We start from the raw sequence: 23,969 nt of genomic DNA, 5'->3' as shown, positions 1-23,969 counted from the left end.
GCCTCTCGTCACCGCCCGGCGGTGGCCCCGGAGGGTACGGCTGGTGCATCCCCGGCTGCGGTGGCCCAGGAGATTGGTACGTTCCTGGCGGTTGGTACATCCCGGGCGCCTGGCTGGGGCCGGGTGGCGGATAGGGGGCGTACGGAGGCTGCCCGGGGTTCGGCGGGTACGCGGGCGGGCGGTTCGGGGACGGTGGGTATGCCATACCTCTCTGGCTGTGCGTGCCGTATGGCGAGGCCGCTCACGTCTACGACGGCCGGCCCCCGACCGGGACGTGGAGCGGCACCGGCGCACGCCGAATACACCCCCTGCCCCGATCATCACATTCGGCACTATAGTCACCTTCCTCCCACCACCGAGGCCGCATTTTCGACCGTCATTTTCGTGATCGACGGCCGGCACCCACTAAGGAGCGCACCGATTTCCTTCGTTCCGGGTTTGACCTTGCCCCAGGGGCAAGGTCCGACGATGGCCTACATGAACAACAACGCGCTGCGCACCGTCGAAGCCCAGATCCGCGAGCAGGCCGCCACCTACTGCGAGTCCAACAACGTCCCCGGGTTCGTCGCCGGCGTCTACCACGCCGGCGAGCAGATCGTCGTCGCCCACGGCACCGCGAACGTCGCCACCGGCGCACCGATGCTCGACGACACCGGATTCCTCTTCGGCTCTGTCACCAAGGTCCTGACCACCACGCTGGTCCTGCAGCAGGTCGACCGCGGGCTGCTGGACCTCGACACGCCGGTGGTGAAGCACCTTCCCGAATTCGCCCTGATCGCGCCGGGCGCGGCGGACAAGATCCTGGTCCGCCACCTGATCTCCCACACCAACGGCATCGACGCGGACCTGTTCTTCCCCGACGCCAAGGGCCGCGACGCCCTGAAGACCTACGTCGACGGCCTCGCGAGCAACTGTGGCGCCCTGTTCGAACCCGGCGAGCAGCTCAGCTACTCCAACGGCGGCATGATCGTCGCGGGCCGCCTGCTGGAAGTGGTGACCGGCATCCCCTTCCCCGACCTGCTCGAACGCGATGTCTACGCCCCCGTCGGCATGAGGGAGTCCAGCACCTCAGCCGAGCAGGCCATCCTGCGCAGCACGGCCATCGGCCACTTCCTCGACCCCGAGACCATGGCGGCCAAGCCCACAGGCATGTTCACGCTGCCCGACACCTGGGGGCCGGCCGGCGGCACGCCGATCGGCACCATCGCCGACCTGCTCGCCTTCGGACGCACCCACCTCGCGGGCGGTGTGTCCCCATCCGGCGCGCGCGTCCTGTCGGCCGAGTCGACCGCCCTGATGCAGCAGGTCTCACACGACATGGCGACCCCGAACGTGCCGCCGATGGGCCTCGGCTGGGTGCGGTACCCGTTCGGCGACACGACTGTCCTCGCCATGTCGGGCGCGTCTCCCGGCGGCGTGTCCATCCTGTGTGTCGTGCCCGAACACGACCTGGTCTTCGCCGCCTTCGGCAATACCCCTGGGGCGATCATGCTGCAGGACCAGATCCTGCAGCGGCTCCTGAGCGAGCATCTCGGCGTCCAGATCCCCGCTCTGGTCACCGAATTGGAGCAGGACGTCGACCTCACCCCATACGTGGGCACGTACCGCTCCAATCAGCTCCGCATCGACGTCAGCATCGTCGACGGTCAGCTTGAGGAGCGGATGACCTACGAACCGGCGGACGAATCGCAGAAGCGGATCTTCACCGAGTTCGCCGGCGGCATGACCTCCGCCCCGCCCCAGCGCTACGTGCCGATCCGGCCCGGCCTTTTCGCGCCCGCCGGATACCCACGGGAAACGTTCGACGGATACCTGCGACTGCTGCTCGTCTCCTACCACGACGTCCGCGACGGCCAAGCGCGCTTCCGCAACGGCGGCGGCCGCCTGACCCGACGGGCCTGACCGTTCCGAACGACCTGACCACCGAGTGGAAGGATGCCCAGCATGATCACGATTGGCCAGCTCGCGGACTACGCCGGCGTGACCACCAAAGCCGTCCGCCACTATCACGAGCGCGGTCTGCTGGCCGAGCCCGGCCGCGACTCGTCCGGTTACCGGCGCTACACCGCCAAAGACGCCGTCGACCTCGTCAAGATCAGGACCCTGGCCAACGCGGGCGTGCCACTGACCCGCATCAAAGACCTTCTTGACGCCGACCAGGACACGCTCACGGCAGCCATCACCGAGATCGACCACAATCTCCGCGACCGCATCGCGCAGCTGCGGCGAACCCGCGATCAGCTCGCCCAGCTGCGCGGCGGCGACCGGCTTTTCGTTTCCCCGGAAGTCGCCGACTATCTCGACGATCTGCGCGAACTCGGCGTGAGCGAGCGCCAGACGCACCTGGAACGCGACGGCTGGATCCTCATGCAAACAGCCTCACCCGAGGACGCCTCCGTGTGGGTCGCCGAAAAGCGCGAGCTCATCGCCGATCCCGAGTTCCGCGCCCTCTACCTTGAACATGACGCCGCCTACGACTGGTCGCCGGACGATCCCCGCCTCCCCGCCCTCGCGGACCGTACCCGGAACTGGTTCACCAGTCATCACAGCCGATCCGAGACCCGCCCCGTCCACAACCCGACTATCGCCCGGTTGGCGGCGCAATCGCAGCCCGGAGCCTCATCCCCGGCTTGGGACCGCCTCGCCCAACTTATGAAGGGCTAGCTACCTTCGAATTCGCGTGCTGCTCGGTAGGGAGGGCGTACGGGGCCGAGCAGAGATCGACCGGCCGGCTCATTCAGTCCTGACACCTCTCGGCGAGGCGGCGCAGGCCGGCCCGGATGCGCTTTTCGCCGAGTTCGGGCAGCAGCGCGCTCACGTGCTCGGCCGCCAGTGCGGCGAGCAGGGCGTGCGCGGCGTGGTCCGGGTCGGGTACGCCGTCCAGCAGGATCGCCACATGCCGGTGCCAGAAGCGGTAGGCCCCGATCCGGTACCGGGCGCCGGGCGCCGCGGTCTCCGACACCCGCACCAGGTCCAGGTGTTTCAGCAGGTAGTCGAGGTAGGCGTCGACGAACGCGGTGAGCCGCTCGGCGGGCGGCGCACCGGGGCCCAGCGGCGGCGGGCCGTGCAGGATCGCCTCCTGCAGCACCCGCTCCCGTGCGTCGAGCAGCGCGACGGCCAGGCCCGACTTGTCGCCGAAGCGGCGGAACAGGGTGCCCTTGCCGACCCCGGCGGCCGCGGCGATCTGATCCATGGAGACGGCGGCCACCCCGTGCTCGGCGAACAGCCGCTCGGCCGCCTCCAGGACGGCGGCCCGGTTGCGCGCGGCGTCGGCGCGCTCCTTGGGCGGCGGGGTGCGGAGCAGCTCCAGCGGGATTGCGGAACCGGACCGTGGTCCGCTATCGTCATGAGACATAACCGGACTATAGTCCATTTCCCGAAAGGAGTGTCATGACCGCGCTCATCACCCGCGATGAACTCCGGGCCGCGATCGACGCCGGCACGGTGACCGTCATCGACGCACTGGGCGGCGAGTACTACGCCAAGCAGCACCTGCCCAACGCCCTCCCCCTGGCCCCCACCGAGGTGGACGCCCGGGCGGCGGCACTGCTGCCGGACCGCGACGCCGCGATCGTCACGTACTGCTCCAACCCGGCCTGCCCGAACAGCGGCCAGGTCGCCGATCGACTCACCGCGCTCGGCTACACCGACGTCCGCAAGTACCGGGAGGGCATCCAGGACTGGGTCGAGGCCGGCCTGCCCACCGAGTCGGCCTAGGGTCGCGTCCAACCCGCGAACCGGCGGAGCAGCAGGGCCAGCCGGTGTTCGTGGTACTCGCGCGGGAGCCTTCCGCCGCGCGTCAGCGTCATGATCCCGTGCAGCCCGCTCCACAACACCTCGGCGAGTAGATCCACCTCGTCGCCTCCGGCGATGGGCCGGACGACCTGGCGCAGCTCGTCGAAGGCGGCATGCAGGGCTTCCGGCGCCTCGGGCGTGGCGAACGGCAGGTCCACCGCCTGGTTGAAGATCACGTCATAGATCGCCGGCCGCCGCTCGGCGAACGCGGCATAGGCCGCGGCGACGTCGGCGAGCGCCTGCTCCGGGCCGCTCGCCGACGTGCGGGCGGCCCGCATCTCGACGGCCAGATCGGCGCACCCCTCGACCGCGACCGCCGCCATGATCGCGCCCTTGCCCGCGAAGTGGCTATAGAGCACCGGCTGGCTGTATTCGACACGCTCGGCCAGCCGCCGGATCGTCACCGCCTCCCAGCCTTCGGCCTCAGCCAACTCTCGGGCCGCTCTGACGATCAGCCGCTCCCGCTCCGCTCGCTCCCGCTCTCGTCGGGCCTGTATCGACATATTCCGATCCTAGCACTGCTAGCGCTACTTGCCGTCGCTATGCTGGCGTCGATCTTGCACCTAGCAACGCTAGTTCTCGGAGGAACTCATGCTCACCCCCATCGCGTACGGCCTGGCCATCCTGCTCAACCTGCTGGTCATGTTCATCGGTGCCCGGTTTCTGCTGCAGCCCGAGGCCGCGGCCACCGGGTACGGCGTGCCGGCCAAGCCGAACGCCTACCTGACCATCAAGGGCGTGCGCGACTTCAGCTACGGCATCCTCGGCCTGGCCCTGCTCGCCTTCGCGGGGACATACGCGGCAGCCTGGTTCATGCTCGTCGTCGCGCTGAACCCGCTCGGCGACACCCTGATCGTGCTGCGCAGCGGAGGCCCCAAGGCCGTCGCCTTCGGCATCCATTTCGCCACCGCCGTCATCGTCCTGATCAGCGCCGCCCTGCTGTTCGCCGTCTGAAAAAGAGCCACGAGGCGCACGACGGAACCGGTCGACGCCCTCGACGATGGAGACGCTCTCGCCCGCCGGCCGCCACGGCACAGAAGAGGCCGTGGGCCACCTCCCGCCGTTCCGATTCACGAAGAGTCAAGGGATGAATCGCTCCCCGGCGGGCAGGCGTACGCCGATTCAAACACGCCCGATCCACTCGTACACGTTGAGTGACCAAACCAGCGCCCACAGCAAAAGGGCGACAAGCCTGTACTGACTCCCTGTTCGCATGAACCAGCCCCGACGCCTCGACGTCTCAATGATTGCTATATTGCGCAACCATACAACGATGGTGCGGGAGCGGGCATGCCTACAGCAAGCACACCGCTGAGGGATCGTCCTCGCGGCACGACCAGGCGTCGACGCCGGTCGAAGCGAGCGCCGGTCGTCGTACCTGTGGCGGTGACTCTCGCTGTGGTGATCGCAGCCGCGGGAGGATCGCTGTATGCGCGGCTGAACGCCGACATCAACACCTTCGCCGCCGACGGCATCAACAGCGAGCGGCCCGCGGCGAACGTCGGCGGACAGAACATCCTCATTCTCGGCTCGGACTCACGCTCGGGCGGCAACAGCAAGCTGGGTGGAGGCACCGGGGACGTCGGCCGCTCCGACACCGCCCTGCTCGTGCACGTCTACCGTGACGGCAAGCACGCTGTGGCTGTGTCGATACCGCGTGACACGCTGGTCGACATCCCGCGCTGCCGGCTGCCCAACGGCACATGGACGGCACCGCAGAGCGGTGTGATGTTCAACGCCGCGTTCACCGTCGGTCTCACGGCGAAGGGGAACCCCGCCTGCAGTCAGAACACCATGGAGAAGCTGACCGGCCTGCGCGTCGACCACACGATCGTGGTCGACTTCGCCGGGTTCTCCAAGATCACCGCAGCGGTCGGCGGCGTCCGAGTCTGCCTGCCCAAAGACGTCTACCAGGGCGACCTCAACCCCAACCGCGGATCGAAGGGCGCGCTGCTGTTCCCCAAGGGCCAGCAGACCGTCTCCGGGAAGAAGGCCCTGGACTACGTCCGCATCCGGCACGGCATCGGCGACGGATCAGACATCGGGCGCATCAAGCGCCAGCAGGCCTTCATCTCCAGCTTGGTGAAGAAGGTCAAGGCTCAAGGCCTCAACCCCACAACGCTGCTGCCGTTGGCCGAGGCCGCCGCCTCCGCCATCACGGTCGACCCCGGACTGGGCTCGGCCGACAAACTGCTGTCCTTCGCTCTCGGGCTGAAGGACATCGACCTGCACAACACCAAGTTCATCACCGTGCCGTGGCGCTATCAGGGCGCTCGCGTCGCCATCGTCCAGCCCGACGCCGACCAGTTGTGGGCCGCGCTCAGGGCCGACCGCACCCTGGACGGCGCCGACGCCAGCGGCAAGGCGAGTAGTACGGCCACTTCCTCGCCCAAGCCGACCCGCCCGGTGTCAGGTGCGGGCATTCGCCTGGCCCTCTACAACGGCACCACCGTCAACGGCCTGGGCGCCCGTGCCGCCGCCAAGCTGAAGTCGGCCGGCTTCACCGTCACATCGGTCGGCACCGCAGCCTCCCAGAACTACACATCCTCTGTCGTCACGTATGGCCCGGACGCTCAGGATCAGGCCAAGATCGTCGCCCGGGCCGTCCCGGGCGCCAAACTCGAGTCGGGTTCCACGCCGGGCATCACGGTGATCCTGGGTTCCGATTACGCGCAGCCCACGCCGACCCCGACCGCGTTCAGTTCCAAGGCCCGCTCAGCGGACGACGATCCGTGTGCGGACCTGTCGTACGGATGACCGTGCCCGCACCGAATCCGCCGCCGTCCGGCGCCTCAGGCTCCCATGCCTCGGAGGCGCTCTCCCGGCTCGGTCACCCGCGGGGTCAGGCAACCGATCAGCTCCCGCACCATCGTGACGACGTCCAGGTCGTCGATCAGGTAGACGACGCGGCGGCCCTCCCTGCGTGAGCGCACCAGGCCCGCGAGTTTGAGCTTCGCCAGGTGCTGACTCACGGCAGGCAGCGCGCTGCCGACGCGTTCCGCCAGCGAGGTGACATCACACTCCCCCTGGGCCAGCACCCAGACGATGTGCAGGCGCGGAGGCGAGGACAGCAACCCGAACGCGGCCGCGGCCTCGGCCAGCACCGCGGCCGGCGGATCGCCGATCCCAGCCGCTGTCATCGAGCTCTTCCTCCCCGAGTAATGGCGTGACCCGACCTCGTCTCCCCGCTTCGCCCGGCACGGTCAGCGCCCGGCGCGCCGGCACGAGACCCGGCCACGCCGATCGAGGCACACACTCGAGGGTCAGGAAGCGGCCGGCTTGTCTTTCGCGTCGACCGGCTTGTCTTTCGCGTCGGCTGCCGCCTGAGCACGCAGTGCGGCGGCCTGCTGTTCGAGCTGGCGGGCCTGCTCCTCGACGGACGGCAACGTGGGCGGAGCCTGCGGCTCCTCCTGGTCGGACCGGGTCACTTCGGTCTTGAAGATGCGCAGTGACTTCCCGACAGAGCGAGCGGTGTCGGGCAGCTTCTTCGCGCCGAACAACAGCACCGCGGCGATGGCCACGATCATCCAGTGCATGGGGCTCAGTCCGCCCATCACCTTCTCCTTCTCTTCATGCCATCGCCGGGATGGCGATCAGCACCTCAGGTGCACTCGGGGTCATAGGGAGGGATCTCCCCCCACGCCAGCTCACGGTTCGCCACCGCGGTCGGCGCCGGCATCGGGCTCTCGCCCGCTTCCTCCAACAGGTATTTACGCGCCAGGGTCTTCGGGTGCAGTTCCGTGACGTCGAGGTGGGCGAACTCGGGGCCGAGTCCCGCACGGGCGTTCTCCACCAACTGCCGGAGCTGACGAAGCGCCCGCCCCGCCTCCGCCGCGACCTTGGGCAGCCGCTCCGGGCCGAAGACGAGCAGAGCCACGACCGCGAGAGCCACGACCTTCGTTATGTCCAGCCCGAACATCAGAGCTCCTGACCGAGAGCCGCCATCGACAGGATAGTTACGCAAGGATGCAAATGTCACCCTCCGTCGATCATTTGCGCAATCGAGCAAGTGAGACTCAGGCTACCGCGGCATGCGTATACCCACCACGCCGGTGTCCACCCCGCCGCCGATCGCCGGCCCGATCCAGGGAGCCGGAGGGCCGGTCGGCCGAAGAAGATGCCGCGCCGGCCTGACGAGCCGAGGGGTCACCAACGCCCCATCACTTGCAGAATTGCGCAAGTGACGCCAAGATTGCCCATGGCCTGAGCAGTGCGGCAATCCCGGACATAGAGCGCGGACCCGCACAGCAGGCCTTTCCCCTAACAAATGGCAAGTTCCGGTCACGGTCGATGTCGTGACCCCCGTCCCTCGGAGCGACGTGTGAACAGCGCGGATACCGAACCGCCGCCGCGCAGCCGATGGCGGCGTCGGCTCCGCTGGCTGATCGTGCTCGGTCTGGCCCTGCCGCTCGTGGCGGTGGGCGTCGTCGCGACCGCCTACGCCAAGCTCTCCCGAAACGTCCGGCACATCGAGGTGGCCCCGCAGGACCTCGGCGAGACTCGCCCGCCCAAGGCCCCCACCAAGGCGATGAACGTGCTGATCGTCGGCTCCGATCAGCGTGACGGCAAGAACGCCAAGTACGGCCGCCGCATCGCAGGCGAGCGTACGGACACCATCATGCTCGCCCACGTGTCACCCAACCGGGACAACGCCCTGATCATCAGCTTCCCCCGCGACTCGCTGGTCCGGCTTCCCGCCTGCCGCGCGGACCCGTCGAAGAACCTCACCGGCCAGGCCCCGCACACCGGCATGATCAACGAGTCGTTCAACTTCGGCGGGATAGCCTGCACCTGGAAGACCATCGAGACGCTGACCGGCATTCATATCGACCACTTCGTGAAAGTCGACTTCATCGGGTTCAAGGGCATGGTCAACGCCATCGGCGGGGTCGAGATCTGCGTGCCCCAGCCGATCGACGACAAGAAGGCCCTCCTTCACCTGTCGGCCGGCCGCCAGACGCTGAAGGGCGAGCAGGCGCTCGGTTACGTACGCGCCCGGTACAGCCTCGGCGACGGCTCGGACATCGGCCGGATCCAGCGGCAGCAGATGTTCGTCGCCTCCATGATCAAAAAGGTGATGAGCGGCGAGACGCTGACCAGTCCGACCAAGCTCTACGACTTCCTGGACGCCGCCACCAAGTCCGTCACCACCGACCCCGACCTGACTCCGGGCGTGATGAAGGACCTGGCCGACAGCGCACAGGGACTGAGCGCGGGCGAGATCCGCTTCATCACCGTCCCATGGCGGTATTCGGTCAAGCAGCCGGGGCGGGTGGAATGGGTTCAGCCGCAGGCGCGCACGCTCTTCCAGCTGGTCGCGCAGGACAAGAGCACGAAGAACTCGAAACTGCGCAGCGGCCAGATCAAGACGGCGCGTTCTCGGGTGCAGATCGAAATCCGCCACAGCGCCGGTAAGGCCTCGCTCGCCACTCAGGTGGCCGCCGCACTGGAACAGCGGGGCTACCACATATCCAAGATCCGCCCGGGGAGCGATCCGTACCCGAAAACGACGATCCTGTACTCGCCCAACGGCGAGTCCCGCGTCCCGACCCTGGCCAGGGATCTGAAGAAGGGCAAACCCCAGCTGGTTTCACGCGGGACGACGTCCCGGCTGATCCTGACCATCGGTGACGACTGGCAGGGGTTGAAGCCCATGCAGGTCAGCGACTCGGAGGAGCTGACCGGCTTCGACGCCACTCAGGACTCCTGCGCGGCGTGAACGGTGAAGCGCCCGCCCGTGGCCTGAACGTCCGCCTCGGTCGCGCCGCCTCGGCTCATGCGTCGTCACCCGCGACAGGTGCGGCCCGTCCCGAGGGACGGGCCGCACGCCGTCGTCACGGAGTCAGCCGGTGAAGGTCGCGCGGGAACAGGGTGGCGCGGCGGATGTTGTCGGCCTCGGTCAGCCGGGTGGTCCACCGTTCCAGGCCGATGGCGAAGCCGCCGTGCGGCGGCATGCCGTGCCGGAAGGCGGCCAGGTATCCGGCGTACGGCTCGGGCGACTCTCCGCGCGCCGCCAGGGCCGCGAGGTAGTCCTGGTAGCGGTGCAGGCGCTGGCCGCCGGTCACCAGCTCCAGGCCGCGGAAGAGCAGGTCGAAGCTGTTGGAATGCTCCAGCCTGCCGGGCTCGGGGTGGGTGTAGAAGGGCCGCTTGACCATCGGATAGCCGGTGACGAACAGGAACTCGCTGCCGTGCTCGCGCAGCGCCCACTCTGACAGCCGGCGTTCGTGGGCCGGGGCCAGGTCCGGCTCGCCCCGGGGGTCCTCACCGGTGTGCTCGGCGAGAAGTTCCTGGGCCTCGGCGAAGTGGATCTCCGGGATCTGGCGCGGGACCTCGGGCATCTTGACGTCCAACACGGCGCACGCCTCGCCCGCCCGGTCCGCGACGGCGGCCGTCATCCCGGCGAGAACCTCGCGCAGCACGGCCATCACCTCGCGGTGGTCGGTGATGAAGCCGAGCTCGGCGTCCAGCGAGGTGTACTGGGCCAGGTGCCGCGCGGTGTCGTGCGGCTCGGCCCGGAAGACGGGGCCGATCTCGTAGACACGCTCGAAGACGCCGACCATGGCCTGCTTGAAGAACTGCGGCGACTGGGCCAGATAGGCGCGGGTGCCGAACCAGTCGATGGCGAAGACGTTGGCCCCCGACTCGGTCGCCGAGGCCACCACCTTCGGCGTGTGGATCTCGGTGAAGCCGAGCGCGTCCAGCGCCGTACGGAACCCCGTCACCGACGCCGCGGAGATGGCGTGGGGCGCCCGCAGCCGTGGATGCCGCAGGGCGACCGGCGCGTGGTCGAGGACGGTCGGCAGCGTCGCCGGCACCGTGGGGCGATAGAGGTCGAACGGCGGGGCCACGGCGGGGCCCGACAGGGCGATCACCTCAGGCGAGGTCACCTCGGCTCCGCCGGGCGCCTGGGCGTTGGCGGTCACCGTCCCGGTGACCTGTAGGACGGTCTCTTCGGGGTGGTCGCCGACGGCGCTCAGGGCGTCGGGCTCGGCCACCACGACCTGGGCCAGGCCGGAGCGGTCGCGCAGGATGAGGAAGGCCACGGATTTCAGGACCCGCCTGCGGTGGAGCCATCCCTGGACGGTCACCCGCCGGCCGAGGTGATGAGGAAGCTCCGCCGCCAGGACACGGCAGGCGGCGGGAACTGTTGCGGACATGGAGATCAACACAAACCTCTGATCAGTGAGTGGTGATCCCTTGGGAGTGCGGGCGAGAAGGGAACTCGCGGTGCCACCGCACTTTCACCGCCGTGACACGGCGGCCTCGACGGCCCGATGACGGGGGCCGGCCGGCGGGGCATTGGGCGTGGGCGCCGTTCCTCCCCGCGCTCAGGAGGGTCTTCGTCTCCGGGGACAGGTCCGCCTTCGCAGCTTCCGGCGGCTCTCTCCTACCTGTCCGGTTCGGTGACTACTCGTCTCCGTCAACGCGTTGCCGGAAGATTACGTGCGCGTCCTCCCACGTGCAAGCGTGATCCGTCTGTCTTCTGCCGTAGATAGTCTTCACCGGATGGGCGGGAGAGAGCAGGAGGCCCCATCGGCGGGCGATCGCCAGGGGACGGACCCGGCGGCGAGGTCCCCGGACGAGGCCGAGCCCGGAAACGCCCCCGGAGACGCTCCTGCCCCTGAAACCGAGGCCGGCCGTGGAGAGCCGGCCGAGCCTGGAGAGCAGGAGGACTCCGGCAGCGAGGCGGGGCCGGGTGTGGCGGAGCGGGAGCTCAACCGCGCGGGCGAGCGCTACGCGGTCTGGTTCCGTTCGGCGGTGGTCGTGCCGTGCGCCGTTTTCGGGATCCTCGCGACGCCGGACGAGCGCAAGACCGCGACGATCTCGATGGCGGCCCTCGTGATCGGGTGGTGTGCGCTCCGCCTGGCCTGGACGCGGAACCGTACGCTCTCACGGTCGTGGCGCCCGGTCGCGGTCGACGCGGCGGTCCTCGTGGCGGTGTGCCTGGGCCAGGCGGCGACCGGCACCGGTGACCCCGGCGGCTGGGTGGTGGCGCTGGTCTCGATCACGGCCGTGACCTATCCGTACGAGTGGCCCACCCGGCCGGTGGTGGGGTGCGGCCTGGGCGTCCTGGGGCTCGGCGCCTTCGTCGCGGGCTCCTACATCCACCTGGGTGAGTGGTCGATCGCGCTGGCCGGCGCGCGCGTGCTGCTGGAGTTGACGCTGTCTCGGCTGTCCTATGTGCTCGTCCGCGCCCATGCGCGCTCGGCGGACCGGCTCACCGCGCGGGTGGCGGCCCGGCGTCGGCAGGCCGCAGTCGCTGCGGCCAGGCGTTCGGGCGAGCGGGAGTACCTGGCGACCCTGCACGACACGGCGAGCACCACCCTGCTGATGATCGCGATCGGAGCCCGCGACGGAACGCGGTGGGTGCCCGAACGCGCCCGCCAGGATCTGGAGCAGCTCGCCAAGGTGCCCGGCTCGGACGACGGCCGCGTCGACCTGGGGCCGTTGCTGGGCACCGCCACCCGTCACCCCGCCGTCCGTGTCGAGGTGGAGATCGACGCCCTGCCCCCGCTGCCCGCGACGCCGGCGCTCGCGATCTTCCATGGCGTACGCGAGGCGCTGACGAACGTGGAGCGGCATGCGGGGGTGCCGGAGGCGTCGCTACGCGCGGCGCTCGACGAGAGCGGACGGATCGTGGTCGAGCTGCGGGACCGGGGCCGCGGCTTCGACCCGGAGCAGGTCGCCGCGCATCGTCGTGGCCTCTCCGGTTCGATCGTGGAGCGGATGACCAGGGCGGGCGGCCGGGTGCTGGTCGGCTCCCGGCCGGGCGGGGGCACCACGCTGAGATGGATGTGGCCAGATGACGGAGACTACTGAGGGCCGCCGCGACGGGCCGGCCGTCCGGGTCGAGGACCGGCTCCTGCGCGGCGCCCACGCGGCGGTTCTGGCGGTCACGATGGCCGTGCAGTTCGGGCTCTGCCTGCCCACACTCATCGAGCACAGCCGACGCTATGACCCGCTATGGCTGGAGATCACCGGATTCGTCCTGCTGGTCGGTGTCGCGGTCGGCGCCGCCGTGTACCTGGCGCGCAACGGCCGCATCCCGCCGTCGGCCCGGCGCGTCGGCGCCTTGCTGGTGCTGCTCGCGGCGGGAGCGGCGGCGGTCGCCGCACCTCCGGGCAACTATCTGGACCGGGCCCACTGGTACTTCGGCCTGGTCGGCTGGTACGGCGTGCTGCTGCTGTTCGACCGGCCGCCCGCGCGCCTCGCCCTCTTCCTCGGCGCGAACCTCGTCGTCGCCCTCGCCAAGGCCGTCCTGTCGGGCCCGCCCGATCCGCTGGCGTGGGCGGCGATGGCGGTGTCCGTGGTGTCCGTCTACGGGTTCCAGCTCGCGCTGAGCCTGGTGATCCAGGAAGTGCGGCGCGTCGCCGCGCGGGCGAGGGAGACGGCGGAGGAAGAAGAGCGGCTCCGCACGGCGGAGGCGGTGGCCGAGTACCTCCATCGCGACCACCGGCAACGCTACGTCGCGCTGCTCGGCACCGCCGTCCCGCTGCTCGCCGGGCTCGGGTACGGCTCGCTCGACCCGTCCGATCCGGACGTACGGCGCCGCTGCGCGCGCGAGGCCGCCCGGATGCGGCGCCTGTTCGCGGAGAGCGACGACGTGTCCGACCGGTTGGTGCACGAACTGCGGGCGGTCATCGAGGTCGCCGAGCGGAGCGGGATCACCGTCCAGTTCGCGGCACGCGGCGAGCCCCGGGACCTGTCCAAGGACGTACGGCGCGAGCTGATCGATCCGGTGGCGGCCGTACTCGCCGCGGCCGGGTCCAACGCCCGGGTCACGGTGGTCCGCACGTCCGACCGGGTCCGGGTCAGCGCTCTCGGCGACGAACCGACGCCGCCACACCCGGATTTCGCGTCGCGGCACGTCGAGATCAATCGTGTGGTCGCGGAGAATCGACTGTGGGTGGAGGCGGTATGGCGACAGGCGACGCCGTCACGGTGACGCTGATCGACGATCACCCGGTGGTCCTGGCCGGAGTGAAGCACTGGTACTCGGCGGCGGACCCGCCGATCGAGGTCGTGGCCTCCGGCGCCACGGTGGAGACCGCGTGGACGCCGCCGGGCGACGCGGCCGCGGTCGTCGTGCTCGACCTGCAACTGAACGGCCGCCCGCCCGCGTACGGCGATCTGCGCCAGCTGGTCGACGCGGGCCGACAGGTCGTCGTCTACACAATGCGCGACGACGAGAAGACCGCGCTGACCTGCATGGACACCGGGGCCTTCACCTTCCTCACCAAGGCCGAGGGCGAGGAGCACCTGGTCGCGGCCACGGTCGCGGCCGCGCACGACCTGCCATACACACCGCCGGCGCTGGCCGGGGCGTTCGGCGCGGACACCGCGGCCGATCGGCCGAAGCTCTCGCTACGGGAGGAGGAGGTGCTGATCGAGTGGTTCCAGTGCGAGTCGAAGGAACTCGTCGCACAGAAGCTTGGCATCACGCCGCGGACGGTCAACTCCTATCTGGACCGGGTCCGGATCAAGTACGCGAACGTGGGCCGGGAGGCCCGGACCAAGGCGAATCTGGTCGCGCGGGCGATCCAGGACGGGCTGATCGACGTGGACGATCTGTGATCATTCGATCGCGATCCGCGTTGTGGGTCGAACGACCGTCACGCCCGTCGGCTTCGGCTTCCTAGGGTGGTGGCCGCGTCACCGAGGCGGTCCTGATGCGCTTTTTTCGCGGCGCCCGGTCGGGGGATCGTTCACCGGCGCGTGCAGGGCCCGGTCCATGCCGCCGGGTGCCAGCCGCCGGCGCATCGGGTGGTGACGGAGTTCGGATAGGCAACCACAAGAAGATTCGGAGTTTGTGTCGTGAGGCGAGTTCGGAAGCGTTCACTCAGGCGGGCGGCCGTACGCGGGGCAGGGGCGAGCGCGATCCTCGCGGCGGCGCTGGCGCTGCCGTTGTCGGCGACGGCCCACGCGGGCGCGATCGACAGGACGGACGACAAGCTGACCGCCGGAGAGGCTCTCAAGCCGAACGAGTCGGTGAAGTCCGAGAACGGCCAGTACAAGCTGATCCAGCAGGCGCAGGGCAACCTCGTCCTCTACGGTCCGGATAACAAGGCCCTGTGGGGGACGCCCACGTCGGGCACCACGGCGTACGCGACCATGCAGCGCGAGGGCAACCTCGTCGTCTACAACGCGTCCAACCAGCCACTCTGGGGCACCAACACCGCGGGCCACTCCGGCGCGTACCTCAAGGTGCAGAACGACGGCAACCTTGTCATCTACTCGGTGAGCAACGAGTTCCTCTGGTCGCGGCACGCGTACGTCGGGTCGCTGCCGTCCGGGCACACGCTCAAGACCGGGCAGTGGGTCCAGTCGAAGAACGGCGAGTACAAGCTGCTCATGCAGAAGGAAGGCAACCTCGTCCTCTACAGCCGGGCCAACAAGGCCCTGTGGACGACGCCGACCGCGGATCGGCCGGGCGCCTACGCCGCGATGCAGAAGGAGGGCAACCTGGTGATCTACAGCGCGCAGAACGCGGGCGTGTGGACCACCAAGACCGCGGGCAACCCCGGCGCCTACCTCGCGGTGCAGAACCAGGGCAACGTCGTCATCTACTCCAAGGACAACAAGCCCCTCTGGTCGGCGAACTAGGCGAACTGACCGTGTGACGCCGCGCGCAGCGTCACACGGCGTCAGAAGGACGGCGGCGCGGAGCCGAGCCGGGACGGTCAGAGCCCGTCCCGGCGGAACACGCCGACGAGGACCCGCAGCGCCAGGATCGCGCTGATGACGAGCAGGTTGAACCCGATGAGCTCGTACAGGCTGACCACCTTCGGCATCACCTGGGGACCGCCGTCCGTCCCGAGCAGGACGACGCCCATGATGCCCGCCGTGGCCCCCAGCACCGTGAGCACGACCTGGTGCAGCACCCCGGTGAGGAACCGGCGGTCCCGCTCGTCGGCGAGCAGCCGCACGTTCATGCTGAAACGCCCGTGCTCCGCGGCGCTCGCGATCCGCTCCACCCTCCGGGGCAGCCGCCGCAGCATCGGCAGCAGGGTGGCCAGCTCGTGGGTCACCTCGTCCTTCAGTGACGTCGCGTTGAGCTGCTCCGCCAGGTGCCGCCCGGCGAAGGCGCGGGCCTCCTCGATGAGGTCGAACCCGGGCGCGAGGGCGACGAGGGTGCCTTCGAGCGTGGCCAGCGCCCGGAAGACGGCCGCGACCTCGGGCGGCACGGCCAGGCCGTACTCCGTGACGATCTTGAACAGGTTGGTGAACATCACCACGCTCGCCCCGCCCGGCGCGAGATGCCTGGCCATGAACTGGCCCATCGCCCGCTCCAGCGCCGCCTCGTCGATCTCCTCCGGCCTGGGGACGACCTCCAGCAGCGCGTCGGTGACGCCGAGCGGGTCCTGGCGGTTCATCGCGACCAGGAACCGCTGCAGCGCGGCCCGCACGGACGCGTCCAGGCGGCCGACGGAGCCGAAGTCGAGCAGGCCGAGCGTGCCGTCGCGGAGCAGCATGATGTTGCCGGGATGCGGGTCGGCGTGGAAGACGCCCTCGACCAGGACCTGCCGCAGCAGGCAGCCGAGCAGCGTGCGGGCCAGCTCGTGGCCCCGCTCATGGCCGCGCTCGATGGCGCCGGACAGCGGCTCGCCCACGAGGCGCTCCATGACGAGGACGCGCTCCGTGCACAGCTCCGTGTACGGGGACGGGTAAGTGACGGCGCCGCCGCCGGAGGCCGCGACGGCGGCCATGTTCCCTGCCTCGACCCTGAAGTCGAGCTCCTCCCGGATGGCGGCCGCGAAGCCGTCGCCCAGGACGCGCAGTCCGAGCGCGCGGCCCCAGCGCGTTCTTGCCTCCAGGGTGCGGGCCAGCCGGGCCACGATGTCGAGGTCGCGGGCAACGACCGCGCGGATGGCCGGGCGCTGAACCTTGACCACCACGCTCTCGCCCGTGCGCAGCCGGGCGGCGTAGGCCTGCGCGATGGACGCGGACGCCAGCGGACTGCGGTCGAACTCGGCGAAAACCTCGTCGACGGGCCCGCCGAGCTCGGCCACGAGGACCTGCTCGACCTGCTCCCACGGCGCGGGGGCGGCGCGGTCCTGCAGCGTGCCCAGCTCCTCGACGAACTCGGCGGGGAGCAGGTCGCGGCGGGTGGAGAGCACCTGGCCGAGCTTCACGAAGGTGACGCCGCCGTCGTCGAGGGCGCCGCGCAGCGCCCGGGCGAGCCGTACCCTGCCGCCCCGGTCGTCGAGCCGGTCGCCCCGCCCGCGGAGGTACGGCCCCAGGCCGTGCCGGAACGCGATGCGGGTGATCTGCGAGTAGCGGCGCGCCCTGGAGATCCGGCCGCGCAGCGAGCGGGCGACCTCGATCGGCCCGGGGACGGAGCCCGACGGCACGAGTGCCTCGGCGACCACCAGGATGACCATGGGGATCAGCACGATGCACATGGCCACGAGTACGAGCACCCACACCGTGCCGAGGCCCGGGTCGCTCGCCGTCTCGGTGCTCTGGAACTGCGCCATGACCGGAGACAGCATCGGGCCGGTCAGGGCGAACGCCAGAACCGCGGCGATGGCCGTGCGGAAGACACCGAACGTGACGCCCAGGAGCCGTCTGGCCGCCACGGCCAGCAGGACCAGCATCACGACGATGGCGAACGAGAGGCTCAGAGCGAGGGGAGGGCTAAGCGCTGCGTCAGTGTGAGGGGGCACGACTCGCGATCCTCCCACGCTCGCGCCGTCGTCCTTGCCGTCCTTGTCGTCCTTGTCGTCCGCCTGAGGGGCCGGAACGGCGACGCGGAGGCCCCATGATGGCGGCTCCGATATCCGCCGCGCGGGTGAGGCCCTGTCCCTCCCTACGGCGATCCATTGAGCGGGGAGCGGGCCCCGATATTTCCTGGAATCCCTTCTCGCCGCCTTGCGTCCAGCAGCGCCCGGAACCTCACTCATTGTGATAGTCATGACACGGCCCGCGATCGACAAAGCGGCGGGACCTCTCTGTCATCCCTCGGCAATGGGAGATCGTCATGATGGTCTGCGTACTCGCCGTGGCGGCGGCGGTCGGCGTCGTGGCGCTGGCCGCCTTCCTCTTCCGGAAGCTCGACCGGGGCGCCGACGACCGGGATCCCGGCGGCCCCTCCGCCGGCCACGCGGGCGCGATGCTGTCCGCCCTGTTCCTCCTGGTCTTCGCCATCGCGATCATCGTCCCGTGGACGACGGCCGACGCCGCCCGCCAGAACACCTACGCCGAGGGCGAGGCGGCGGTGCAGACGTACTGGGCCTCGACGGCCCTGCCCGATCCGGCCGCGGCCGAGATCCAGTCACGGCTGCGCGACTACGTCGGGTTCGTGGTGGACGAGGAGTGGCCGATCATGGCCCAGGGGGAGCTCAGCCCGGAGGGCGGGGCGCTGCTCAACGGGCTGCGCGCCCACGTCACGGGCCTCAACGTCACCGGGGACGACGCCCATGACGCCAAGAACGCGGTACTCGACGGACTCGCCGACCTGTCGGCCACCCGCCAGCAGCGAGCGGCGGACGCCAAGGCCACGCCGCCCGCGGGGGTTCTGGCCCTGTCGATCGTGACCGGGATCGTCGTCATCCTCTTCCCCTTCATGGCAGGGGCGCGGCCGCGCGGCATGGCGCTCGTCCCGCTGGTGACGATGGCGGCCCTGCTCGGGCTCGGCACGTACCAGGCCTGGGACATCTCGCACGTCTTCAGCGGCGGTCTCGCGGTCAAGCCGGAAGCGCTGCGCGCGGCGGCCCAGGAGATCCAGCGGATCCCCCAGATCCCGGAGACTCCGCAGAAGTCGGAAAAGTCGGGGAAGCGTCCGACGACCGAGATCCCGCAGACGCCCCGGGCCGCGTTGACCCCTCAGGGCCGATGAGAGGGCGGCACGGCCGGGCGGGCGTCCGCAACGCGACCGGAGCGGCGGCGCACGCCCTGGCGGCGTCGGCGGTGGCTGTCTCCGTGCTCGCGGGCTCCGCGTTCGTCGGATCGGCCGTCCTCGCCGACCCCGCGTCCGCGGACGACATCCATACGGGTGGGGCCGATGTGGGGCTCTCCACCGATGTCGGCACGGGAGTCGAGGCCTCCGCCCAGGCCAGAGCCGACGTGGGCGCGGCCGATGTCGGGCTCTCCGCCCGCGCCGGAGCACACGTGGGAGCGGCCGACCCCGGCGCGGACGGGCCGGCGCTCGGGGTGGAGCTGGGGATCTGCGTCGAGTTGCACACCGTGGTCGAGCTGGGGCTGGGGGTCGGGATAGGGGCCTATCCCTGCGGCTGCGGCTCCCAGTGCTCCGCGCCCCAGCCGCCGCCCCCGACACCGGCACCAGAGCCGACGCCGCCTGAGCCACCGCAGGAAACGCCGCCCGAGACGCCGCCACCGCCTCCATCGACGCCGCCGGTCGTACCGCCCTCGCCGACGGAGACACCGGCTCCGCCTCCCCCGCCTCCCGTACGGGCCACTCCGCGTCCGGAGCAGTCGTGGCCGCCCGCGCGCCCCGTGGTGAGACACCGCCCGTCGCCCTCGCCGGTGGTGACCGTCCAGCGGAAGCGGGCCCGCCAAGCCGCCGGGCATCCCAGCCGGCGCCGGAACCCGCTCGGCACGATCCTCGTCATGGTCGTGCTCGCCACGGTGATCGCCTCCGCCGCGGGGCTGGCGTTCGCCGGAGCCCGGTAAGCGGCACCCTGACCGGCCAGCACGCCTGCATGGCCACCGGAGCGGCGTCGATGGGGAGCAGGTAGGCGAAGGCCAGTCGGGCGAGCGCGTTGAGCAGGCTCGCGACGCCCCGGACGGGCCCGGTGCAGGTCTTTCGTGGCTGGCCCACTGACGACCTTGCCGGGGCCAGGACGCCTTCACCCGAGCCTGCCGGGCGGTCGGGCAGCGTCCCGTGAACTCGTTTCCTGACTCGTGTGAAAGACGGGCGACACTACTTCCTTTGGAAGGCCCGACCACATGCCCCTCAGTACGACCCTGTCTGACGCCGCCCTGATCGAACGGTCGTGGCGAGATCCCGAGGATTTCGCCTTGCTGTTCGACAGGCACGCAGGACACATCCACCGTTATGTGGCCCGCCGGCTCGGCGACGACACGGTCGACGACGTCGTCTCCGAGACGTTCCTCGCCGCGTTCAGGCAGCGCCGCGACTACGACACCACCCGTCCGGAGGCTCTCCCGTGGTTGTACGGCATCACAACCAACTTCATCCGCCGGCATCAGCGCGCCGAGCTACACCGCTATAAGGCGTACTCGAAAATGGGCGTGCTTCCCGACGCCGACGACGCCGCGGAACAAGCTCTTGAACGGGCGAGCGCGCATGCCGTACGCCGCCCTCTCGCCCGGGCGCTCGCCTCACTGAAGGCCCGCGACCGCGACGTCCTCTTACTCGTGGCCTGGGCCGACCTCACCTACGAGGAGGTCGCCGACGCCCTGTCCATCCCGATCGGAACAGTCCGTTCCCGCCTCAACCGCGCACGGGCCATCGTCCGCAACGCCCTCGGCAGCACCGACCCCACGATGGAGCAGGCCTCATGAACGAACTGACCGACCTGACCGAACTCCGCGACCTGTTCGCCGACAAGCCGCACCCCACGGCGGACCGCCTCGCCCCCGCCCGTACCGCCCTCTTGGCCGAAGCCCGCACGAAGCGGCGCCGGGCCCGGGAGGCCGGCCTGCGGCGTCTGATGCTCGCAGGCGGCCTGGTCGCGGCGATGACCGCAGGAGTGATCGCCGTCCAGACGTTCAAGCCCGCCGCGCCCGCAAGCGCCGCCGAGGTCCTGAGACTGGCGGCCGAGGCCGCGACCGCCACCCCGTGGCCGGAACCCCGCGACGACCAGTACCTCCACTACGAGCAGATCGCGGAGTCGCGCCCCGAGAAGGGGGTTCCCGACCCCGGTCCGCGCCGCATCAACGGCGAGTTCTGGGATTCCGTCGACGGCTCCCGCCCACGACTCAGCTGGGGCAAGCCGTCGAAGTCCCGCCCCCATCGCGGTCGCGGCGAGTACAAGGAACTCGCAACCCGGTGCCCCGGCCACGACCGCCTCACCTACGCCGACCTGCGGGGGTGGCCGACCGACCAGGAGCAGCTCCGGCACAAACTGGCCGAACACGGTAAGGAGATGGTCCTCAAAAAGGACACCGCGACCCAGATCTGGCGCGCCCTCGGCGTCCTCGCCCACCCGATGCCGCCCGAGCTGCAGGCGGCCATCTTCAAGATCGCCGCGACCCTGCCGGGCATCGAGACGGAAGAGCTCAAGGACGCCACCGGCAAAACGGGCATCGCCGTGACCCGGGTGGACAACCTGGGTCCCGGGGGCTCCGTCTCCCGCGAATCCTTCATCTTCGACAAGACCTCCTACGTCTTCCTGGGCGGCCAGGAACTCGCGCTGGGACTAGGGCGTGAAGTCTGGTCCGTCACCCGTCCGCAGATCACCGACGAACTTCCGGCCTGGTCCAAATCCCTGAAGCCGGGCGGCTGCGTCTGAGCCTGCATCCGCCGGACGACAGGCGGGCCGCGTCGGCGGCCCGCCTGCCTGCCTGCCATGATCCAGCAGCCGGGGACTCGCGTCATGCGAGACCGCCTGTCGGATCCAACCTCGCCATCCGGGCAAATCCAGCAGATTGCTCACAATCCGCTACGCGCCCTAGCTAGTCCGCGAGTTCCTTGCGCATCCGCACGACGAAGCGGCCGTCCAGCTCGTCACGGCCGGTCTCCGCGTAGCCGAGCGACGCGTACAGGGCGATGTTCGGCGTCATCTTGACGTTCGTGATGAGGCGCAGCGCGGGAAGCCCGAGCCGCCGCGCCTCCTCCTCGGCGAAGGCCAGCAGGCTCCGGCCGACTCCCCTGCCCTGCCGGTCGGGCCGAACGGCGACGTTGTCGACGAGCAGCACGCCGTCCTCCGGGATCAGCACGATGAGCCCCTCGATCCCGTCGGGCGCGTCCCGCACGTGCACCCGCCCCTCGGCGACGAGGGCCTCGTAGTCCGCCTCCATCGGCATCGGCGGCCTGCCGATGACCTCCGCCCACGGCTGGTAGGCGTCGAGGACCAGCTGTCTGACGGCCGCCACGTCCGCGGCCTGAGCCTTACGCATCCGTCGATCATGCCACCCCACCCGGAGGCGGACACGTTGCACCAATCACCGCGAAACGCTCAGCGCGCTCCGGTACCGCGTGCTCTACTGCTCTTGGCCGACCCCGGCCGCACCGGCCGGGGTCAGGAGGGACAGCCGATGGACGAACCACAGGACGGGCACCCGCAGCCGCGGCTCGCCAAGGCGGGACGGGCGATGGCCCTGGCCACGCTGGTCTCCCGGATGACCGGGTTCGGCCGCACACTCGCCCTGGTCACGGCGCTCGGGCTCGGATCGCGGCTGCTCGACGCGTACACCACGGCCAACACCCTGCCCAACTCCATCTACGACCTGGTGCTGGGCGGCGCCCTCGCCGGCGTTCTGGTTCCCCTCCTCGTACGGCACGGCGACGAGGCGTTCGCCCAGCGGCTGCTCTCGCTGATCGTCTACGCCCTGGGTGTCACCGTCGCGGTCACGATGGTGTTCGCCCCGCAGATCGTCGACCTGTGCGCGCCCGGCTACACCCCGGAGCAGCGGCAGCTCACGATCACCTTCACCCGCTTCTTCCTGCCGCAGGTGCTCTTCTACGGCGCGGGCGCGGCCCTGGCCGCCGTCCTCAACACCCGGGGACGCATGGCCGCCCCCATGTGGGCCCCGGTGGCCAACAACGTCATGGTCATCGCCACCGCCGTCGCGTACCTGGCCCTCGGGGGCGGCCACCGCATCGAGGAGCTGACCCCGGCGCAGACGTTGCTGCTGTCCGTCGGCACGACCGCGGGCGTCGCCGCGCAGATGCTGCTGCTCGCCCACGCCGGACGGCGGGCGGGCTTCCGGCCCCGGCTGCGGCTGGACGTCCGCGGTGTCGGGCTCCGGCGCATCATGGGCATGGCCGGGTGGACGGTCGTCGCCGTCGTCGCGAGCCAGGCGGCGCTGCTGTTCGTCGGCCGACTCGCCACGACCGTCGGCGCCGGGGCTACCGGCGTCTACGCCAACGCGTACACGCTGTTCCAACTGCCGTACGCGATCATCACGGTGTCGCTCATCACCGGAGTGTTGCCCAGGATGAGTCAGGCCGCCGCGCGGCGCGACCTCGAGCAGGTCACCGCCGAGCTCTCCCAGAGCCTGCGCCTGTCCGGCGTCGCGCTGCTGCCGGTGGCCGCGCTCCTGATCGCCCTCGGCCCGCACATCGCCACCGTGCTGTTCGGGCACGGGAGCGCGACGCCGTCGGCGGTGGCGCTGACCGGCTCCGTCCTGTCCGCGTACGGGCTCGCGCTCGTGCCCTTCTGCGGTTACCAGATCCTGATCCGCGGCTTCTACGCCCTGGAGGACACCCGCACGCCGGCGCTGATCGGCGTCCTCGTGTCCGCCGTCACGGCCGCCTCCGCCTGGGCCGCCTCGGCCCTCGTCCCCGGACCCGCCATGCTCGTCGGTCTCGCCGCCGGGTACGCGCTGGCCAGCACCGTCGGCCTCCTCACCGCGGCGGTCATCCTGCGGGCGCGGCTCGGACGCGTCGACGGGCACCGGCTGCTCTCCACCCACACGCGCACGTCGATCGCCGCGGTGAGCGCCGGCTTCGCCGCGATCGCGGTCACCCGCGCCCTCGCCCCCACCATTGGGACGGGATGGAGCGGATCCCTCATCGCCCTGCTCACCGCCGGTGCCGCCGCCACCGTGCTCTATCCCCTCGCGGCGCGGTTGCTCCGAGTCGGCGAGCTCCGCATCCTCCTCTCCGCGCTCCGCCCCGCCTGATCGGGGACTATTTCGGCGCATCGCGGTGCTGTCAGCGAAGAGAGCAGCCGTGGAACGAGCGAGGAGGCACCGTGTCGGAGGGACACCGCATCACGATCGAGCAGGGCACCCAGCACGTACGCGTCGAGCGGGACGGCGTGCTTCTCGCCGAGAGCCGCCGCCCGCTCCTGCTCCGCGAGACGGGGCTGCCCGTCCGCTACTACCTGCCGCCGGAGGACGTACGCACCGACCTCCTGACGCCGTCGGAGAACCACACCTACTGCCCGTTCAAGGGCACGGCGTCCTATTGGTCGCGCCCGGACGCGGAGGACCTGGTCTGGGCGTATCCGGACCCGAAGCCGGACGTCGCCCAGATCAAGGACCACTTCTGCTTCTACGACGTCGAGGTGGTGTCCGGCTGA

At 70.4% G+C, this 23,969-nt stretch carries 24 protein-coding genes; 16 read left to right on the top strand and 8 right to left on the bottom strand.

What is annotated here, in order from left to right:
- Positions 1 to 477: 477 nt before the first annotated feature.
- Together ACQP1V_RS03440 and ACQP1V_RS03435 are read left to right on the top strand one after the other, a co-directional pair.
- Positions 478 to 1,902, top strand: a complete 1,425-nt coding sequence (locus ACQP1V_RS03440) for a serine hydrolase domain-containing protein (RefSeq protein ID WP_433418713.1) — start codon at positions 478 to 480, stop codon at positions 1,900 to 1,902.
- 33 nt (positions 1,903 to 1,935) lie between these two features.
- Positions 1,936 to 2,664: a MerR family transcriptional regulator gene (locus ACQP1V_RS03435; RefSeq protein WP_433418711.1), complete on the top strand. Its 729-nt coding sequence runs from the start codon at positions 1,936 to 1,938 to the stop codon at positions 2,662 to 2,664.
- A gap of 73 nt (positions 2,665 to 2,737) precedes the next feature.
- On the opposite strand, the gene ACQP1V_RS03430 is transcribed toward ACQP1V_RS03435, so the two are convergent.
- Positions 2,738 to 3,355 (bottom strand): TetR/AcrR family transcriptional regulator, encoded by a 618-nt coding sequence (locus tag ACQP1V_RS03430; protein ID WP_433418709.1) that lies wholly within the window; start codon positions 3,353 to 3,355, stop codon positions 2,738 to 2,740.
- Positions 3,356 to 3,390: 35 nt separating this feature from the next.
- On the opposite strand from ACQP1V_RS03430, the gene ACQP1V_RS03425 reads away from it, so the two are divergent.
- Positions 3,391 to 3,717 (top strand): rhodanese-like domain-containing protein, encoded by a 327-nt coding sequence (locus ACQP1V_RS03425; RefSeq protein ID WP_433418708.1) that lies wholly within the window; start codon positions 3,391 to 3,393, stop codon positions 3,715 to 3,717.
- Here ACQP1V_RS03425 and ACQP1V_RS03420 read toward each other — a convergent pair.
- The gene (locus ACQP1V_RS03420) at positions 3,714 to 4,298 is read right to left on the bottom strand and encodes a TetR/AcrR family transcriptional regulator (RefSeq protein WP_433418706.1); all 585 of its coding nucleotides are present in this window, start codon (positions 4,296 to 4,298) and stop codon (positions 3,714 to 3,716) included. The genes ACQP1V_RS03425 and ACQP1V_RS03420 overlap by 4 nt on opposite strands.
- Positions 4,299 to 4,386: 88 nt before the next feature.
- Between ACQP1V_RS03420 and ACQP1V_RS03415 the strand changes: the two genes are divergently transcribed.
- The gene (locus ACQP1V_RS03415) at positions 4,387 to 4,749 is read left to right on the top strand and encodes a DUF4267 domain-containing protein (protein ID WP_433418704.1); all 363 of its coding nucleotides are present in this window, start codon (positions 4,387 to 4,389) and stop codon (positions 4,747 to 4,749) included.
- Between the two features lie 447 nt (positions 4,750 to 5,196).
- Positions 5,197 to 6,552 carry an LCP family protein gene (locus ACQP1V_RS03410; RefSeq protein WP_433418702.1) on the top strand — a complete coding sequence of 452 codons (1,356 nt, stop codon included), beginning with the start codon at positions 5,197 to 5,199 and terminating at the stop codon, positions 6,550 to 6,552.
- A 35-nt stretch (positions 6,553 to 6,587) separates the two neighbouring features.
- On the opposite strand, the gene ACQP1V_RS03405 is transcribed toward ACQP1V_RS03410, so the two are convergent.
- The 3 genes from ACQP1V_RS03405 to ACQP1V_RS03395 form a co-directional block, all read right to left on the bottom strand.
- The gene (locus ACQP1V_RS03405) at positions 6,588 to 6,935 is read right to left on the bottom strand and encodes an ArsR/SmtB family transcription factor (protein ID WP_433418701.1); all 348 of its coding nucleotides are present in this window, start codon (positions 6,933 to 6,935) and stop codon (positions 6,588 to 6,590) included.
- Positions 6,936 to 7,058: 123 nt separating this feature from the next.
- Positions 7,059 to 7,349, bottom strand: coding sequence for a Sec-independent protein translocase subunit TatA (tatA, locus tag ACQP1V_RS03400; protein WP_433418700.1), 291 nt, complete (start codon positions 7,347 to 7,349; stop codon positions 7,059 to 7,061).
- A 47-nt stretch (positions 7,350 to 7,396) separates the two neighbouring features.
- On the bottom strand, positions 7,397 to 7,714 hold the full coding sequence (locus ACQP1V_RS03395) for a sec-independent translocase (RefSeq protein WP_433418698.1): 318 nt from the start codon (positions 7,712 to 7,714) through the stop codon (positions 7,397 to 7,399).
- Positions 7,715 to 8,116: 402 nt separating this feature from the next.
- Between ACQP1V_RS03395 and ACQP1V_RS03390 the strand changes: the two genes are divergently transcribed.
- The gene (locus tag ACQP1V_RS03390; protein WP_433418696.1) at positions 8,117 to 9,514 is read left to right on the top strand and encodes an LCP family protein; all 1,398 of its coding nucleotides are present in this window, start codon (positions 8,117 to 8,119) and stop codon (positions 9,512 to 9,514) included.
- A 115-nt stretch (positions 9,515 to 9,629) separates the two neighbouring features.
- On the opposite strand, the gene aspS is transcribed toward ACQP1V_RS03390, so the two are convergent.
- Positions 9,630 to 10,952 carry an aspartate--tRNA(Asn) ligase gene (gene aspS / locus ACQP1V_RS03385; RefSeq protein WP_433418695.1) on the bottom strand — a complete coding sequence of 441 codons (1,323 nt, stop codon included), beginning with the start codon at positions 10,950 to 10,952 and terminating at the stop codon, positions 9,630 to 9,632.
- Positions 10,953 to 11,301: 349 nt separating this feature from the next.
- Between aspS and ACQP1V_RS03380 the strand changes: the two genes are divergently transcribed.
- The 4 genes from ACQP1V_RS03380 (at position 11,302) to ACQP1V_RS03365 (ending at position 15,399) form a co-directional block, all read left to right on the top strand.
- A complete protein-coding gene (locus tag ACQP1V_RS03380) occupies positions 11,302 to 12,615 on the top strand; it encodes a sensor histidine kinase (RefSeq protein WP_433418693.1) in 1,314 nt (437 codons plus the stop codon).
- Entirely contained in the window at positions 12,599 to 13,741 is a 1,143-nt protein-coding gene (locus ACQP1V_RS03375) for a hypothetical protein (RefSeq protein WP_433418691.1), read from the top strand. Before ACQP1V_RS03380 ends, ACQP1V_RS03375 begins: the two co-directional genes overlap by 17 nt.
- On the top strand, positions 13,714 to 14,370 hold the full coding sequence (locus ACQP1V_RS03370) for a DNA-binding response regulator (protein ID WP_433418689.1): 657 nt from the start codon (positions 13,714 to 13,716) through the stop codon (positions 14,368 to 14,370). Before ACQP1V_RS03375 ends, ACQP1V_RS03370 begins: the two co-directional genes overlap by 28 nt.
- A gap of 240 nt (positions 14,371 to 14,610) precedes the next feature.
- Positions 14,611 to 15,399, top strand: coding sequence for a hypothetical protein (locus ACQP1V_RS03365; protein ID WP_433418687.1), 789 nt, complete (start codon positions 14,611 to 14,613; stop codon positions 15,397 to 15,399).
- Positions 15,400 to 15,476: 77 nt separating this feature from the next.
- Here the strand turns inward: ACQP1V_RS03365 and ACQP1V_RS03360 are convergent, their stop codons facing one another.
- The gene (locus ACQP1V_RS03360; protein ID WP_433418685.1) at positions 15,477 to 17,462 is read right to left on the bottom strand and encodes an ABC1 kinase family protein; all 1,986 of its coding nucleotides are present in this window, start codon (positions 17,460 to 17,462) and stop codon (positions 15,477 to 15,479) included.
- 314 nt (positions 17,463 to 17,776) lie between these two features.
- Between ACQP1V_RS03360 and ACQP1V_RS03355 the strand changes: the two genes are divergently transcribed.
- The 4 genes from ACQP1V_RS03355 to ACQP1V_RS03340 all read left to right on the top strand — a co-directional run bounded on the left by ACQP1V_RS03355 (position 17,777) and on the right by ACQP1V_RS03340 (position 21,233).
- A complete protein-coding gene (locus ACQP1V_RS03355) occupies positions 17,777 to 18,634 on the top strand; it encodes a hypothetical protein (protein ID WP_433418683.1) in 858 nt (285 codons plus the stop codon).
- Positions 18,631 to 19,428, top strand: a complete 798-nt coding sequence (locus tag ACQP1V_RS03350; protein ID WP_433418681.1) for a hypothetical protein — start codon at positions 18,631 to 18,633, stop codon at positions 19,426 to 19,428. Before ACQP1V_RS03355 ends, ACQP1V_RS03350 begins: the two co-directional genes overlap by 4 nt.
- Before the next feature lie 276 nt (positions 19,429 to 19,704).
- Positions 19,705 to 20,283 (top strand): RNA polymerase sigma factor, encoded by a 579-nt coding sequence (locus tag ACQP1V_RS03345; protein ID WP_433418680.1) that lies wholly within the window; start codon positions 19,705 to 19,707, stop codon positions 20,281 to 20,283.
- Complete coding sequence (locus tag ACQP1V_RS03340) at positions 20,280 to 21,233, top strand: CU044_5270 family protein (protein ID WP_433418678.1); 954 nt, start codon at positions 20,280 to 20,282, stop codon at positions 21,231 to 21,233. The genes ACQP1V_RS03345 and ACQP1V_RS03340 overlap by 4 nt, the downstream gene beginning before the upstream one ends.
- Positions 21,234 to 21,396: 163 nt before the next feature.
- Here the strand turns inward: ACQP1V_RS03340 and ACQP1V_RS03335 are convergent, their stop codons facing one another.
- Positions 21,397 to 21,840 (bottom strand): GNAT family N-acetyltransferase, encoded by a 444-nt coding sequence (locus ACQP1V_RS03335; RefSeq protein WP_433418676.1) that lies wholly within the window; start codon positions 21,838 to 21,840, stop codon positions 21,397 to 21,399.
- Positions 21,841 to 21,978: 138 nt separating this feature from the next.
- On the opposite strand from ACQP1V_RS03335, the gene murJ reads away from it, so the two are divergent.
- Both murJ and ACQP1V_RS03325 read left to right on the top strand, forming a co-directional pair.
- Positions 21,979 to 23,568, top strand: coding sequence for a murein biosynthesis integral membrane protein MurJ (gene murJ / locus ACQP1V_RS03330; protein ID WP_433418675.1), 1,590 nt, complete (start codon positions 21,979 to 21,981; stop codon positions 23,566 to 23,568).
- Positions 23,569 to 23,639: 71 nt separating this feature from the next.
- Positions 23,640 to 23,969, top strand: a complete 330-nt coding sequence (locus ACQP1V_RS03325; protein ID WP_433418673.1) for a DUF427 domain-containing protein — start codon at positions 23,640 to 23,642, stop codon at positions 23,967 to 23,969.

This window comes from Microtetraspora malaysiensis, assembly GCF_050947145.1.
Lineage (GTDB): Bacteria > Actinomycetota > Actinomycetes > Streptosporangiales > Streptosporangiaceae > Microtetraspora_A > Microtetraspora_A malaysiensis.
This window is presented reverse-complemented; position numbering and strand designations above follow the sequence as displayed.

Excerpts from the sequence above, each read along its gene's own strand:
- ACQP1V_RS03440 (WP_433418713.1), top strand. The coding sequence starts at position 478 with ATGAACAACAACGCGCTGCGCACCGTCGAAGCCCAGATCCGCGAGCAG.
- ACQP1V_RS03435 (WP_433418711.1), top strand. The coding sequence starts at position 1,936 with ATGCCCAGCATGATCACGATTGGCCAGCTCGCGGACTACGCCGGCGTG.
- ACQP1V_RS03430 (WP_433418709.1), bottom strand. The coding sequence starts at position 3,355 with ATGTCTCATGACGATAGCGGACCACGGTCCGGTTCCGCAATCCCGCTG.
- ACQP1V_RS03425 (WP_433418708.1), top strand. The coding sequence starts at position 3,391 with ATGACCGCGCTCATCACCCGCGATGAACTCCGGGCCGCGATCGACGCC.
- ACQP1V_RS03420 (WP_433418706.1), bottom strand. The coding sequence starts at position 4,298 with ATGTCGATACAGGCCCGACGAGAGCGGGAGCGAGCGGAGCGGGAGCGG.
- ACQP1V_RS03415 (WP_433418704.1), top strand. The coding sequence starts at position 4,387 with ATGCTCACCCCCATCGCGTACGGCCTGGCCATCCTGCTCAACCTGCTG.
- ACQP1V_RS03405 (WP_433418701.1), bottom strand. The coding sequence starts at position 6,935 with ATGACAGCGGCTGGGATCGGCGATCCGCCGGCCGCGGTGCTGGCCGAG.
- tatA (WP_433418700.1), bottom strand. The coding sequence starts at position 7,349 with ATGGGCGGACTGAGCCCCATGCACTGGATGATCGTGGCCATCGCCGCG.
- ACQP1V_RS03395 (WP_433418698.1), bottom strand. The coding sequence starts at position 7,714 with ATGTTCGGGCTGGACATAACGAAGGTCGTGGCTCTCGCGGTCGTGGCT.
- aspS (WP_433418695.1), bottom strand. The coding sequence starts at position 10,952 with ATGTCCGCAACAGTTCCCGCCGCCTGCCGTGTCCTGGCGGCGGAGCTT.
- ACQP1V_RS03380 (WP_433418693.1), top strand. The coding sequence starts at position 11,302 with ATGGGCGGGAGAGAGCAGGAGGCCCCATCGGCGGGCGATCGCCAGGGG.
- ACQP1V_RS03375 (WP_433418691.1), top strand. The coding sequence starts at position 12,599 with ATGACGGAGACTACTGAGGGCCGCCGCGACGGGCCGGCCGTCCGGGTC.
- ACQP1V_RS03370 (WP_433418689.1), top strand. The coding sequence starts at position 13,714 with ATGGCGACAGGCGACGCCGTCACGGTGACGCTGATCGACGATCACCCG.
- ACQP1V_RS03355 (WP_433418683.1), top strand. The coding sequence starts at position 17,777 with ATGATGGTCTGCGTACTCGCCGTGGCGGCGGCGGTCGGCGTCGTGGCG.
- ACQP1V_RS03350 (WP_433418681.1), top strand. The coding sequence starts at position 18,631 with ATGAGAGGGCGGCACGGCCGGGCGGGCGTCCGCAACGCGACCGGAGCG.
- ACQP1V_RS03345 (WP_433418680.1), top strand. The coding sequence starts at position 19,705 with ATGCCCCTCAGTACGACCCTGTCTGACGCCGCCCTGATCGAACGGTCG.
- ACQP1V_RS03340 (WP_433418678.1), top strand. The coding sequence starts at position 20,280 with ATGAACGAACTGACCGACCTGACCGAACTCCGCGACCTGTTCGCCGAC.
- ACQP1V_RS03335 (WP_433418676.1), bottom strand. The coding sequence starts at position 21,840 with ATGCGTAAGGCTCAGGCCGCGGACGTGGCGGCCGTCAGACAGCTGGTC.
- murJ (WP_433418675.1), top strand. The coding sequence starts at position 21,979 with ATGGACGAACCACAGGACGGGCACCCGCAGCCGCGGCTCGCCAAGGCG.